The sequence below is a fragment of the Spongiactinospora gelatinilytica genome (assembly GCF_003236385.1).
Lineage (GTDB): Bacteria > Actinomycetota > Actinomycetes > Streptosporangiales > Streptosporangiaceae > Spongiactinospora > Spongiactinospora gelatinilytica.
The window spans coordinates 1-12966 of sequence record NZ_POUA01000214.1; the positions used below are offsets into that span (position 1 = coordinate 1).

Genomic DNA, 12966 nt, shown 5'->3' on the forward strand with positions numbered 1-12966 from the left:
GCCGCCTGCCGAGCCGGGCGGACGGCGGGCGCGGGGGCGGCGACGGCGGACGGGGCCGCCGCCGGAGCCGGCGCAGGCACGGCAGCATGGGCAGGCGTGGCCGCCCGCCGTACCGCCGGGGCCCGAGCAGGACGACCCCTTTCAAGCCTCCCGCGACGACACGACCCCGCCGCAAGCCCCCCGCTCGAAGCGGGCCGGGTTGCGCGTGGCCGCGCTGGGCGCGCTCGCCGTGCTCGCGTTCGGGGCGCCGACAGTGGACCGCTACCTGGTCCATGTGCAGAACTTCGACCGGGACGTCGTCCACACCGTGCCCGCAGGCAAGCCGCTGACCTTCCTGAACGTCTCCTGGCAGGTCGCGGTGCAACGGATTCCCACGCCGAAGGGCACCAAGCCCCTCCCGCCCGAGCGGACCTGGATGAAGGTCAGCGCCACAAGGGTCGCGATGAACCAGGACGGGGCGCTGCGCGACACCAAGCCCGAGGTGGAGCTGACCGACGGCGACGGCAGAAGCTGGCAGGTCGTGGACCTTGAGAACAACGTCCCGACCGACGTGGCCGAGCACAAGCTGCGCACGCCGTACGGCTACACCTGGCTCGGCATCGTGCCGACGGCGGTGGCCGACCGGGTGCGCGTACGGCTGAAGCCCAACGCCTACCGCCACACTTCCGAGACCGACCTCAGGAAGGCCGCCCAGGGGCAGCAGGAGACCTACGACGTGTTCGAGTTCGGCCGCTGATCGTCGGCCGCCTCGTCGCGGTCCAGGCCGAGCGCCCGCGCCCGGGTGGAGGCGATGTCGAAGGTCGCGGCGAGCAGGCACATGGTGAGCACGGTGATGACCAGCTCGGCGAGCAGGAACACCGGCCAGGCGAGGACTTGCCAGAAGTACGGCTCGGTGGAGCCGATCAGGTGCTGCACGCCGCGCACGCCGTGGTCCACCAGGAACCGCAGCCCGACGTAGCACAGGCAGAACAGGCCGAACAGCGGCGCGCCGCCGCGCACGGTGAGCCGCAGGGCGTGCGCGATCGGGATCCAGCGGTCCTGGAGCCCACCGGTGATCTTGGTGATGGCCTGCCTGGTGAGGTTGTGCGTCTGGTCGTAGCGGCCCGCGACGCGTTCCACGCGGGTGCCCCTGATCGCCGCCCTGGTGTCGTTGATGTCCGCGCCGAAGACCAGGATGCCGACGGCCAGCCAGGTGAGCGGGAGGACCATGGCGTCCACGATGTACGGCCAGACCTCGCCCACGAATTCCCAGAACGCCTGCCAGCCGGGGATCTTCTCCTCCGCCTGCGCGATCATGTCCCTGGTGCCCGCCACCGCCGAACGGTGGTACATCCAGTCCGAGCGCTCGTTGGCGATGGTCAGCGTCGCGTTCAGCCCGAAGAAGGCGAAGGCCAGCTCGGCGAACGCGGCCACGGACCCGGAGAAGGACCCCTCCCCGTTGTCGTAGCGGCGGCTGAAGATCAGCCGGACCACCCAGGCGACGATCATGACGCCCAGCGAGACCCGTACGTCCAGGTCCAGCAGGCCCCGGCCGGCCGTACTCTCCCGGCCCTCGAAGTAGGCGTTGAACGGCTCGCCGAGGCGGTGCATCTCGTCCAGCGCCACGAAGTCGCGCGCGTCGTCGGAGAAGAAGCCCCAGGTCAGGTAGATGACCGCGAACGCGGGCGCGACACGGTCCAAGGCCACCAGGAAGCGCTCGTCACCGCCGCCCTCGGCGCGCCTGGCGCGGATCTCGGCCAACGCGCCGCGCAGCGTGTGCAGCATGCCCACCGTGACCACCATCTGCAACGCCACGATGATGGTGAAGATCAGCATGGTGAGCACCAGGCGGACCTCGCGGTAGTCGCCGTGCGAGATCTCGGTGCCGATGTAGAGCAGGGCGTATCTGGCGACCTGTCCGCCGAGGTACCACAGCAGCAGCCCCACGCCGCAGGTCACGGCGAGGCGCGCGGTGTGGGCGGGGAGGGAGTAGGGCGAGGGGACGGCCCGCGCTCTCGCTCGTTGCGGGGCGGGACGCGGCGGAGCAGCCAATCCAGACGTACCAGACATCTAGGGCATCGTATCGATCCCGTCACGGCCATGCGGGCAGGTCCATAAAGACCGGACCGCAAACCCACACAAACCGCCACAAAGCCAGAGCGCCGGCCCCCTACCCGGAGGACCGGCGCTCGCGCCCCGATGAACGGTCGTGCTCAAATGGCGTGCTTCAGATGGCCGGGCTCAGACGGCGACCTGGAGCTTGGCCACCTCGCCGCGCCTGGCCTGCACGGCGACGTCTTTGGTGACCCCGCCGCCCGCGATGATGCGGACGGTCCAGTCACCCGGCGCGGCGAAGAAGCGGAACACTCCCTCGTCGGACACCACGACCTCGCCGGTGAACTCACCGGAGGAGTCGAGGAGGCGGGCGTAGGCGGTCGAGGCGCCGGACACCACGCCTTGGATCACGGCCTGGGTCGACAAATCGACCCCGGCGGGCAGCTCTGCGGTCTGTTCGGGTGCGGCGCACCCGTCGGCGAAGGTCATCGCGCTTCTCCAAGCTCGATCGGCACGCCCACGAGCGAGCCGTATTCGGTCCAGGATCCGTCGTAGTTCTTGACGTTGGGCTGCTCGAGCAGCTCGTGCAGCACGAACCAGGTGTGCGCCGAGCGCTCCCCGATGCGGCAGTAGGCGATGGTGTCCTTGGCGAAGTCGACCCCCGCCTCGCCGTACAGCTTGCGCAGCTCGTCGTCGGAGCGGAAGGTGCCGTCGTCGTTGGCGGCCTTCGACCACGGGATGTTCCGGGCGGTCGGCACGTGCCCGCCCCGCTGCGCCTGCTCCTGCGGCAGGTGGGCGGGGGCCAGCAGCTTGCCGGAGAACTCGTCGGGCGAGCGGACGTCCACCAGGTTCAGCTTGCCGATCGCGTTGACGGTGTCGTCGCGGAAGGCGCGGATGGCGGTGTCCTGCTCCTGGGCGGCGTAGGTCGTCGCCGGCCGCTCGACCACGTCGGTGACCAGCTCGCGGGAGTCGAGCTCCCACTTCTTGCGCCCGCCGTCGAGCAGCTTCACATCGCCGTGGCCGTACAGCTTGAAGTACCAGTAGGCGTAAGCGGCGAACCAGTTGTTGTTACCGCCGTACAGGACGACGGTGTCGTCGTTGGCGATGCCGCGCGCCGAAAGCAGGGCCTCGAACCCGGCCTTGTCGACGAAGTCGCGGCGGACCGGGTCCTGGAGGTCGTTCCTCCAGTCGATCTTGACAGCGCCACGGATGTGGCCCTTGTCATAGGCGCTGGTGTCCTCGTCGACCTCGACGAGTACGACACCAGGGGTGTCGAGGTTGGCCTCGACCCACTCGGCATCCACCAGGGACGCGGCGCGGCTCATGAATTCCTCCGGTTCATCGGGTTGCGGCAGGGGTCAAACGGCGAATGATCAGATACATCTCGCAGCCGAGGCAGAAGCCGAAAGCGGCATTGAGAAATGCGGCGAAAAGGGCGACGGCGGTCGCGCCGACGGCCAGCGGCGTGACCTGCACGACATACCCGACGATTCCCACGACGGTGAAGACCAACCCCACGGCTTGCGCGAATCTCGGCGGCGCGGCGTCCTCCAGTTCCTTCGGCGGGCTCTTGACGAGCCGTTGGAAGACCGGCCGGAAGGGTGATACCCCGGCGACGCCCAGCGCGAACAACAGCGCCTGCGCGCCGAGCAGCCAGACGTTGCCCGTCACGAGGACGAGCGCGAGAACCGAAGTAGTGATCGCCGCTGAGAATCGAAGGGCTCGGGGATCAACCTGCATCGCGGGGTGCTCCTGATGGTGTCGAACAAGTGCGGCATAGGCCGCCAGATCGCCCGTTCAGGAAGCGGGACAGAGCTCGGTAGTGACGCGGCAGAAATCGACCGCCCGTCGCTTGGTAAGCAGCTCTGTCCTCGGAAGCACGGTGACGACACTACCCGCCGTGACGCCGTCTGTCACATCCCCCGTCCGATTTTTGAGACGCCGATGTAGGAAAGCCGCTAAGGTACGGCATTTCACGATCTTCCGTTGCGCACCGCGAGACCCAGCGCCGCGATCACGTCGGCCTTTCCGGGCAGGCCGGCGGCCCGCCGGACGATCGTCCCCGCGGCGTCCAGGACGAGCACGGTCGGCGTGCGCAGCACGCCCAGCTCCCGCACCAGCTCCAGCCGCGACTCCGCGTCGATCTCGACGTGCCGCACGCCCGGCACCATGGCCGTCACCTCGGCGAGGACGCGCCTGGTGGCCCGGCACGGCTGGCAGAACGCGGTGGAGAACTGCACGAGCGTCGCACGCTCGCCCAGCTCGGCACCGATGTCATCGGCGGTCAGCACGGGCCCTCCCCGATCGGCCATCCGGCCCTGGCGCAGCCTCCAGGCGAAGCCGAAGACGGTCGCCGCGGCGAGGGTCGCCAGTGCCACGAGCAACCCTTCCATCGCACGAGTGCAACCCGGCGATGCCCGGAAATCTTCCCCTATACCGGGTCGAAAAACCGGGTCACGGCCCTTCCAGAGTCAGCAGCAGCCGCCCGGCCGCGTCCACGACCTCGAACCGCTCGATCTCGCCGGGGGTGAAGCTGGTGTTGCCGGTGAAGGAGTAGTCGGCCTCGCTGGTGTACCGTGCCTCGGCCGCGATGGCGCCGCCGGCGACCTTCTTGGTGTCGTCCGCGCCGACCGCGATCAGGTCGCAGCGCGCACCCGGCGGCACGCCGTCCAGGCTGACCTCGACCCGGCTGCCGTTCTCCTCGGCGAAGACCCGCACCTGACCGCTGATCTTGCCATCTTGGCCGCGCATCGTCAGGGCGGGCACCTGCTGTGCCAGTGCGGCCGAGTCGTCGGGCGCGGCCTTCGGCACGACGGCGTCCTGGCCGGTGTCGTTCGGGGCCTCCCGCGGCGCCTTCTCCGCCCCGGTGTCCGGTGCGCTTACGACGGCCGGCTGTGTGGTCGCGGTGTTGGTGAGGGCCGACACCACGACCCCGCCGCCGGCCACCACCACGGCCGCTGCCGCCGCCGCGAGCAGCACGCGCGACCTGCGCCGCCGCCGGACCCCCGCGTCGAGCATGCGGTCCAGCACGGCCCGCGGCGGGCGTACCGCCTGGGCGACGTCGCCCGCGGAGACCCGGCCCAGGAAGGCCGTGACCCCGGCCAGCTCGTCGTATTCGGCGCGGCACTCGGCGCATTCGGCCAGGTGCGCCTCGACGACCACGGCTTCGTCGGCCTCCAGCGCGCCCAGCGCGTGGGCGCCGAGCGACAGCCGTACCTCCTCACACCGCATCATGGCGCGAGCCCCCGCTCTTCGAGCGCCAGCTTCAGCGCCCGCAGGGCGTAGTAGGAGCGCGACTTCACGGTGCCGGCCGGAATGCCCAGCTCCTGCGCCGCCTCCTTCACCGAACGCCCCCGGTAGTAGACCTCCATCAATACCTCGCGATGCTCCGGCCGCAGCGCCCCCAGCGCCTCGGCCACGGCCCACGACTCCACCGCGCGCTCCAGCTCGTCCTCTGCGGGGAGCACGGCCAGGGCCTCGTCACCCGTCTCCTGCGGGCGCGACTTGCGCGCCCGGTGCTGGTCGACGACGAGGTTGCGGGCCACCGTGAACAGCCACGCGCGCACCGGACGGCCGGAAAGCGCGTCGGGATGCCGCCACGCCCGCAGCAGCGTCTCCTGCACGACATCCTCCGCACGTCCTGGATCACCGGTCAGCCGCAGGGCGTAGCCGTACAACGGCCCGCCATGCTCGTCGAAGAGGGCCCTGATCAGCTCCTCGTCGGCGGTACCCGCGACTGGACTCACACCCTCATCACGTACGGCGCGCAGACGCGGTTCACCGGACGGCCGCCGCTCCCGCCCCCGGCGGTCATGCCCGAAGCGGAACATCGTTCGCCTCACCGGTCACTCGCAGTCCTTCCGGGACTATTTCCACGGCCGTCACCTTCAGGCCGAGCGGAAGGCCCTGTACCGGGATCGTGTACGTCATCGATCGCGTCGCCTCCGGCGGAACCGGAATGCCGCCCGCCACGACCACCTTGACCGGCGCCAGCCGTACGCCGCCCTTGACCACGTCCACCTTCAGGTCGGCCGAGACCGGGACCGGCACCCCGCGCAGGTTGATCTCGCCCGCGATCTTGAGGGTACCGCCGTCGCCGGACAGCTTGACGCCCTTGGGGGCGCGCTGCTCGATCACCGCCAGCGGCACGGTCACCGTCCCGGTGACCCGCTCAGCGGTGATCTCCGCGCCGGACGGGCTCTGGATGAGGTCGAGCAGCGGGGCGGACACGCCGTAAAGAGTGGCGGTCACGCCGGAAAGCCGCACGCCCTTGCGGGTCAGCGAGCCGATCTGGAGGTTGATCTCGTCGTAGCGCCCGGCGACCGCCTGGGTCAGGAACGGGATGCCGTTGATCGTCACGGTGGGCTGGGTGCTCAACTTGTACTGTGCGGCCACCTGCTTGGCGATCTCGCGCTCCACCCCCGCCACGGACACTCGGTCCACCACACCCAGCACGACGGCCAGCACGATCAAGAAGACGACCAGCTTGCGCATCGCTCTCCTTCGATGGGCGCGACTCCTGCGGCTGATCCGAACACTACGGAAGCCAAGGATCAACCGCCAGCAAAGGGCGGAAGTACCTCTACCGTCGATCCTCGCCGCAATTCCACCGTGTCGTGGTCGCGCCTGCCGACCGGGTCTCCGTCCACCAGGAACGACGACCTGCGGATCACCTTCGCCAGCTCGCTTCGGCTGCGGGTGACCTCGGCGAGCAGTTCGCCGAGCGTGGCCGCCTCGAACGGCTCCTCGGCGATTCCCGCCGCCTCCTTCGCCGCGGCCCAGTAGCGGATCGTTCCCGTCGCCATCGGCCTTTCGTCCCTTCTCGCCCCACTGGCTATGACCATAGCGCGGGCATCCGATACCGGTCCGTTATCCTCACTACATGGGACGGGCCACCCGCGTGGCGGGCCCGTCCGGGCCGTCCAGGCCGGAAGGAGGCGGAGCCTGTTGAGCAATCTGCTCCTGCTCACCAACGCCCTGGAGCCGTCCGCCGAGGTGCTGCCCGCGCTCGGCCTGCTGCTCCACTCCATGCGCGTCGCGCCCGCCGAGGCGTCGGCGCTGCTCGACGCGCCGCCGTCCGACGCCGTGCTGGTCGACGCGCGGCGCGAGCTGGTCCAGGCCAAGAGCCTGTGCCGGGTGCTGCGGACCACCGGGATCGACTGCCCGCTGCTGGTGATCGTCACCGAGGGCGGTCTCGCCGCGATGAGCGCCGAGTGGGGCGCCGACGACGTGCTGCTGGACACCGCCGGCCCGGCCGAGGTCGAGGCCCGGTTGCGGATGGCCATCGGCCGGCGGTCGGTCGCCGCCGCCGAAGAGGTGCCCGACGAGATCCGCAGCGGCGACCTGACCATCGACGAGGCCACCTACACCGCCCGGCTGCGTGGCCGGGCGCTCGACCTCACGTTCAAGGAGTTCGAGCTGCTGAAGTACCTGGCCCAGCACCCCGGCAGGGTCTTCACCCGCGCGCAGTTGCTGCAGGAGGTCTGGGGTTACGACTACTTCGGCGGCACCCGCACGGTCGATGTCCATGTCCGGCGGCTGCGCGCCAAGCTGGGCGCCGAGCACGAGTCGCTGATCGGCACCGTCCGCAACGTGGGCTACCGGTTCGTGCCCGATCGTGGGGGCGAGCAGCACGCCGAGGAGCGCGAGCCCGCCCACCACTGAGCCTTCGGGCTACGGGACCACGGTGATCCGGTCGGTCGCCGGGGGCGAGACCGGGGAGTTCGCGGTGAAGTGGCTCACCAGCGCGTCGATGTCCAGCGGGCCGCTCCACACGTCGGTCCCCTCGGTGAAGACCGAGAAGCCGTCGCCGCCGCCCACGAGGAAGTTGTTGGCGGCCACCCTGATCTGCTGGGTCTCGGTGACCGGCGTCCCGTTGACCTTGATGCCGGAGACCTTCGAGCCGACCGGCGCGGAGGCGCTGACGGTGTAGGTCAGCGACGCGGACGGCTGGAGCACCCGGTTGACCTGGTACTGCTGTTCGAGCAGCGCGTCGAGCCGGGCCCCGGTCAGCGTGACGACCTGCATCAGGTTGTTGAACGGCTGGACGGTGAACACCTCGCCGTACGTCACCACGCCGTCGGGGGCGTGGGTGAGGTCGGCGCGGATGCCGCCCGGGTTCATCAGCGCGATCTCGGCGTTGCCGCCGGGCTTGGTAGCGGCGAGCTGGGCGTCGGCGATCAGGTCGCCCAGCGGGGACTCCCCTGACGGGCCCGGCGTGCGGGTCAGGTCGGCGGTGATGGTCCCGACCCGCCGGTTGGCGACCTCGGAGACCCGTTCCTTCCAGGTCCGCACGAACCGCTCGATCTCCGGGTCGGCCGGTACGTCACGGGTGACGACGTGGTTGTCCACCGCGACGGTGGAGCGCACGACGTCCTTGGTGCGGGTGTCCACCTTGAAGTCCAGCGTGGTGAGCACCCTGCCGAACGACGAGCCCTGGCTGACATAGCGGTCGGCGCCCGCCGGGTCCTTGGTCTTGCAGACGTACGCCTGGTGGGAGTGGCCCATGACCACCATGTCCACCTCGGCGCTCACCCCCGAGGCGATCCGGCTGCCCGCGCCGACGATCACCGGGCAGGCGTCCGGGCTCTGGTTGGGGGTGACCTGGTCGCCCTCGTGGACGAGTACGACCTGCGCGCGCACGCCGAGCAGCCGCAGCGCCCGCGACGTGCGGTTGGCCGACTCCACCTCGTCGGCGAAGGTCAGGTCCTTGATCCCCTCTGCCGTCACGATGGACGGAGTGGTCTTGGTGACCAGCCCGATGAAGCCGACCTTGACGCCGTTGATCTTCCTGATCGAGAACGGGGCCAGCGCCGGGAGGGCCGGGGCCTTCTTGAGGCGCACGTTCGCGCCCAGGTAGTCGTAGCGGGCCCCGCGCCACTTGCCCGCGGGCGAGCAGCCGTCGGTGGGGTGGCAGCCGCCGTGCGAGATCCGCAGCAGTTCGCGGTAGCCCTCGTCGAACTCGTGGTTGCCCACCGACGACACCGAAAGGCCCAGCTTGCCGAGCAGTTCGACGGTCGGCTCGTCGTGGTAGGCGGCGGAGATGAGCGGGGTCGCGCCGATCAGGTCGCCCGCGGCCACCACGGTGCTGTTCCGGTCGGCCAGCGCCTTGATGTGGGTGGCCAGGTAGGCGGCGCCGCCGGCGTCCACCGTCTGGCCGGCTTCGTTGACGATCCGGCCGCCGGAGCCGGTGGGCGGCTCCAGGTTGCCGTGGAAGTCGTTGACGGCGATCAGCCGTACCGGGACGGTCCTCGCCTTGCCGGCCGCCTGGCCGACCTGGGCCGCCTTGCCCGCCGCGGCGGCGGGGACCGGGCCGCCCAGCGCGAGCGCCATGCAGACCGCGGCCGAGAACCCGGCCGCTGCGGCCCACCGCATTCTGGAACGTGACGTCATGGCCCCTGACAGTAAGCCGACGATCTATGCGGCGAATGTCCTAGAGGTAACGAATCAACCCCCCGGAAGATGGCGTCTTCTGCCGCTGGATCTAGGCTTCAGCCATGGATGCGCAGGTCGAAACGCGGGGCAGGCTCGACGAACAGGACACCGCCGGAGTACTGGCCCTCGTGGACGCGGCCACCGCGGCCGACGGTGTACGGCCGCTGAACGAGCACGTCATGCTGCATCTGCTGCACGGCGGCGATGAGCAGGCCAGGGCCGTGCTGCAGCACGCGCCGGACGGCTCGGTGGCCGGGTTCGCCCATCTCGACCCGGCGGACGACGCTGAGGGCTCAAGCGGAGAACTGGTGGTGCACCCGGCGTGGCGCGGCCGGGGGTACGGCGGGGCGCTGCTGGCCGCCGTGCTCGCCGAGGCGGGCGGGCGGCTGCGGCTGTGGGCGCACGGCGACCTGCCCGCGGCCGGGCGGCTGGCCGCGTCGGCGGGCCTCACCCGGGCCCGCTCGCTGTGGCGGATGCGCCGGTCGCTGACCGAACCGCTGCCGGACTTCCGGCCGCCCGCGGGCGTACGGCTGCGCACGTTCGTCCCCGGACAGGACGAACAGGAGTGGATCGGGCTCAACGCCCGCGCCTTCGCCGACCACCCCGAGCAGGGCGCCTGGACGCTGGACGACCTCAAGCTGCGCGAGCAGGAGGAGTGGTTCGACCCGGCGGGGTTCTTCCTGGCCGAGCGGGACGGCGCGCTGGTGGGCTTCCACTGGACCAAGGTCCACGCGGGCGAAGAGAACGGGCCCATAGGGGAGGTCTACGTGGTGGGCGTGGATCCGTCCCAGCAGGGCGGCGGGCTCGGCCGTACGCTCACCCTGGCCGGGCTCCACCACCTGCGCGACCGTGGCCTCGCCCGGGTGATGCTGTACGTGGACGAGGCCAACCAGGCGGCGATCAGGGTGTACGAGCGGCTGGGGTTCGCCCGCTGGGACACCGACGTGATGTACCAGAAGGGCTGAGCCTGGCTCCGTCACTCCATCCGTTACTCCAAGAGCCGGTTCCGTTACTCCAGGAGCCAGTGGAAGGACAGGTAGCTCAGGGCGGCGACCAGCCCGGCGGCCGGGATCGTGAGGACCCACGCGGTCACGATGTTGCCCGCCACCCCCCAGCGCACCGCCGACAGGCGCTTGGTCGCGCCCACGCCCATGATCGCGCTGGTGATGGTGTGCGTGGTGGAGATGGGCGCGCCGAAGGCCATCGCCGCGCTGTAGAGCACGCCGGCCGCGGCCGACTCGGCGGCGAAGCCCTGCGGCGGGTCCAGGGCGATGATGCGGCGGCCCAGCGTACGCATGATCCGCCAGCCGCCCGCGTACGTCCCGAGCGAGATCGCCCCCGCCGCGGCCAGGATGACCCACTGCGGGATCGGGTCCTCGGTGGTCGCATGGCCGCCGACCACCAGCGCCAGGAAGATCACGCCCATCGTCTTCTGGGCGTCCTGGAGGCCGTGGCCGAGCGCCATCGCGGCGGCCGACACGGTCTGCGCGTAGCGGAAACCGCGGTTGGCCTTTCCCGGCTGTGTGCGACGGAAGATCCAGAAGATCGCTATCATGATGATCGCGCCGAGCGAGAAGCCGATGAGCGGAGACAGGATCATAGGCACCACCACCTTCGCGAGCACACCGTCCCAGTGCACGACCGCGGACGCGGCGAGCGCCGAGCCCATCAGCCCGCCGATCAGGGCGTGGCTGCTGGAGGATGGGAGTCCGAAGTACCAGGTGATGATGTTCCAGGTGATCGCGCCGACCAGTCCGGACCCGACGACCACCAGCCCGTGCGCCCCCGCGGGCGGATCGATGATCCCTTTGCCCACGGTGTCGGCGACGGCCGTGCCGAGATGCGCCCCGAGGAAGTTCATCGCCGCGGCCATGAAGAGCGCGGCCCTGGGGGTCAGGGCGCGCGTTGACACCGACGTCGCGATCGCGTTCGCCGCGTCGTGGAAGCCGTTGGTGTAGTCGAAGACCAACGCCACGACGATGACGCCGATGACGAGTGCTAGCTCCACTGTGCCTTACTAGCTTTCCTTGACGGCGATCGACTCGATCGTGTTGGCGACGTGCTCGAACGCGTCGGCGGCCATCTCAAGCTGGTCGATGACCTCCTTCATCTTGAGCACCGTGAGCGCGTCGTACTCGCCGCCGAACAGCTTGGCCAGCAACCTGCGGTAGATCTGGTCGGCCTGGTTCTCCAGCCGGTTGATCTCGATCCAGTACTCGTTGAGGTTCTTCATCGAACGCAGCCGGGGCATCGCCTCGGCGGTCAGCTCGGCGCCGCGCTCCAGCACCTCGACCTGCCGAATGACCTCCTTGGGCAGGTGATCGATCTTGTACAGCACGATCAGGTCGGCGGCGGCCTCCATGTAGTCCATCACGTCGTCGAGGTTCGAGGCGAGGCGGTAGATGTCCTCGCGGTCGAAGGGCGTGATGAAGCTCTCATTGAGCCGCTTCATGATCGCGTGGGTGCGATCGTCGCCCGTATGTTCGCAGGCACGCATCTTCTCGGCGAGGGCCTGCCGATCCGACCCGTCGCCGATGATCTCGACCAACAGGCGGGACGCGGTGACCAGGTTGTTCGCCGAGTCCGCGAACAAGTCGTAGTAACTGTCCTCACGGGGCGTGAGACGCAGACGCACGTCGTTCTCCAGATGTGCGGGGATGGTCCGCAGAGAAGAGTACGGGCAACCAGCGGATATGCGAACTTCACCCGCTTGTCACCCGGTCTTCTAGCTCTGGCTACCCCCGTTGTGATCCCTGACACCAACATTGGGAGGCTCTTGGCCTTCGCCCGTTTTGCTGGACTTTGATGGCTTTTTGCCGACCCGTAGGCATCCTATGGCCTGGTGACCGCGTCTGGTCGGTACCGGGTGGCCGTGTCTAGATCCGCGTCCTGTGGAAGTTCAGGTACGAGCGCGACGGGGTCGGGCCGCGCTGGCCTTGGTACCGGGAGCCGTACTTCGCCGAGCCGTACGGATGCTCGGCCGGTGAGCTGAGCCGGAACATGCACAACTGCCCGATCTTCATCCCCGGCCACAATTTGATCGGCAGCGTCGCCAGGTTGGACAACTCCAGCGTCACATGCCCCTCGAACCCCGGATCGATGAACCCCGCCGTGGAGTGCGTCACCAGCCCCAGCCGCCCCAGACTGGACTTCCCCTCCAACCGCGACGCGATGTCGTCCGGCAGGCGGATCACCTCATAGCTGCTCGCCAGCACGAACTCCCCCGGATGCAGGATGAACGGCTCGTCCCCCTCCGGCTCCACCATCCGCGTCAGATCGGGCTGCTCGACAGCGGGATCGATGTGCGGATAACGGTGGTTCTCGAACACCCGGAAGTAACGATCGAGCCGCACATCGATGCTGGAGGGCTGGATCATCGCCGGCTCGAACGGATCCAGCCCGACCCGCCCGGTTTCGATCTCCGCGAGAATGTCACGATCGGAAAGCAGCACGTGAGGCAACCTACCGGCTCCACCCCCACTCCGGACACCGCTCCCC

At 69.6% G+C, this 12966-nt stretch carries 16 protein-coding genes; 3 read left to right on the forward strand and 13 right to left on the reverse strand.

All coding sequences use genetic code 11. The features are described 5' to 3' along the window. A partial coding sequence (locus C1I98_RS41670) for a hypothetical protein (protein ID WP_199537171.1) occupies positions 1-736 on the forward strand: 736 nt, incomplete at its 5' end. On the opposite strand, the gene C1I98_RS24155 is transcribed toward C1I98_RS41670, so the two are convergent. From C1I98_RS24155 to C1I98_RS24195, 9 genes are all read right to left on the reverse strand, one after another. Then, positions 709-2049 (reverse strand): hypothetical protein, encoded by a 1341-nt coding sequence (locus tag C1I98_RS24155; protein WP_146607601.1) that lies wholly within the window; start codon positions 2047-2049, stop codon positions 709-711. The two genes, C1I98_RS41670 and C1I98_RS24155, sit on opposite strands and share 28 nt — an antisense overlap. Positions 2050-2220: 171 nt before the next feature. Continuing rightward, positions 2221-2523, reverse strand: a complete 303-nt coding sequence (locus C1I98_RS24160) for a DUF1416 domain-containing protein (RefSeq protein ID WP_111169713.1) — start codon at positions 2521-2523, stop codon at positions 2221-2223. Continuing rightward, positions 2520-3359 carry a sulfurtransferase gene (locus tag C1I98_RS24165; protein ID WP_111169714.1) on the reverse strand — a complete coding sequence of 280 codons (840 nt, stop codon included), beginning with the start codon at positions 3357-3359 and terminating at the stop codon, positions 2520-2522. Before C1I98_RS24165 ends, C1I98_RS24160 begins: the two co-directional genes overlap by 4 nt. Before the next feature lie 13 nt (positions 3360-3372). Beyond that, complete coding sequence (locus C1I98_RS24170; protein WP_111169715.1) at positions 3373-3774, reverse strand: DUF4395 domain-containing protein; 402 nt, start codon at positions 3772-3774, stop codon at positions 3373-3375. Positions 3775-4007: 233 nt separating this feature from the next. Next, entirely contained in the window at positions 4008-4346 is a 339-nt protein-coding gene (locus C1I98_RS24175) for a TlpA family protein disulfide reductase (protein ID WP_233508136.1), read from the reverse strand. 142 nt (positions 4347-4488) lie between these two features. Next, positions 4489-5268 carry an anti-sigma factor family protein gene (locus C1I98_RS24180; RefSeq protein ID WP_111169717.1) on the reverse strand — a complete coding sequence of 260 codons (780 nt, stop codon included), beginning with the start codon at positions 5266-5268 and terminating at the stop codon, positions 4489-4491. Further along, entirely contained in the window at positions 5265-5864 is a 600-nt protein-coding gene (locus tag C1I98_RS24185; RefSeq protein ID WP_111169718.1) for a sigma-70 family RNA polymerase sigma factor, read from the reverse strand. The genes C1I98_RS24180 and C1I98_RS24185 overlap by 4 nt, the downstream gene beginning before the upstream one ends. Then, positions 5845-6528 (reverse strand): LmeA family phospholipid-binding protein, encoded by a 684-nt coding sequence (locus C1I98_RS24190; RefSeq protein ID WP_111169719.1) that lies wholly within the window; start codon positions 6526-6528, stop codon positions 5845-5847. The genes C1I98_RS24185 and C1I98_RS24190 overlap by 20 nt, the downstream gene beginning before the upstream one ends. Before the next feature lie 59 nt (positions 6529-6587). Next, positions 6588-6839, reverse strand: coding sequence for a MoaD/ThiS family protein (locus tag C1I98_RS24195; protein ID WP_111169720.1), 252 nt, complete (start codon positions 6837-6839; stop codon positions 6588-6590). A 142-nt stretch (positions 6840-6981) separates the two neighbouring features. Here C1I98_RS24195 and C1I98_RS24200 point away from each other — a divergent pair, with 142 nt between their 5' ends. Next, positions 6982-7698, forward strand: a complete 717-nt coding sequence (locus C1I98_RS24200; RefSeq protein ID WP_111169721.1) for a winged helix-turn-helix transcriptional regulator — start codon at positions 6982-6984, stop codon at positions 7696-7698. A gap of 9 nt (positions 7699-7707) precedes the next feature. Here C1I98_RS24200 and C1I98_RS24205 read toward each other — a convergent pair whose 3' ends face one another. Beyond that, on the reverse strand, positions 7708-9408 hold the full coding sequence (locus C1I98_RS24205; RefSeq protein ID WP_233508135.1) for a bifunctional metallophosphatase/5'-nucleotidase: 1701 nt from the start codon (positions 9406-9408) through the stop codon (positions 7708-7710). A 122-nt stretch (positions 9409-9530) separates the two neighbouring features. Here C1I98_RS24205 and mshD point away from each other — a divergent pair, with 122 nt between their 5' ends. Continuing rightward, complete coding sequence (gene mshD / locus C1I98_RS24210) at positions 9531-10433, forward strand: mycothiol synthase (protein WP_111169723.1); 903 nt, start codon at positions 9531-9533, stop codon at positions 10431-10433. A 44-nt stretch (positions 10434-10477) separates the two neighbouring features. On the opposite strand, the gene C1I98_RS24215 is transcribed toward mshD, so the two are convergent. From C1I98_RS24215 to dcd, 3 genes are all read right to left on the reverse strand, one after another. Then, a complete protein-coding gene (locus C1I98_RS24215; protein ID WP_111169724.1) occupies positions 10478-11476 on the reverse strand; it encodes an inorganic phosphate transporter in 999 nt (332 codons plus the stop codon). 9 nt (positions 11477-11485) lie between these two features. Then, complete coding sequence (locus C1I98_RS24220) at positions 11486-12103, reverse strand: DUF47 domain-containing protein (RefSeq protein WP_111169725.1); 618 nt, start codon at positions 12101-12103, stop codon at positions 11486-11488. Positions 12104-12344: 241 nt separating this feature from the next. Then, a complete protein-coding gene (gene dcd, locus C1I98_RS24225) occupies positions 12345-12920 on the reverse strand; it encodes a dCTP deaminase (protein WP_111169726.1) in 576 nt (191 codons plus the stop codon). Positions 12921-12966: the final 46 nt, after the last annotated feature.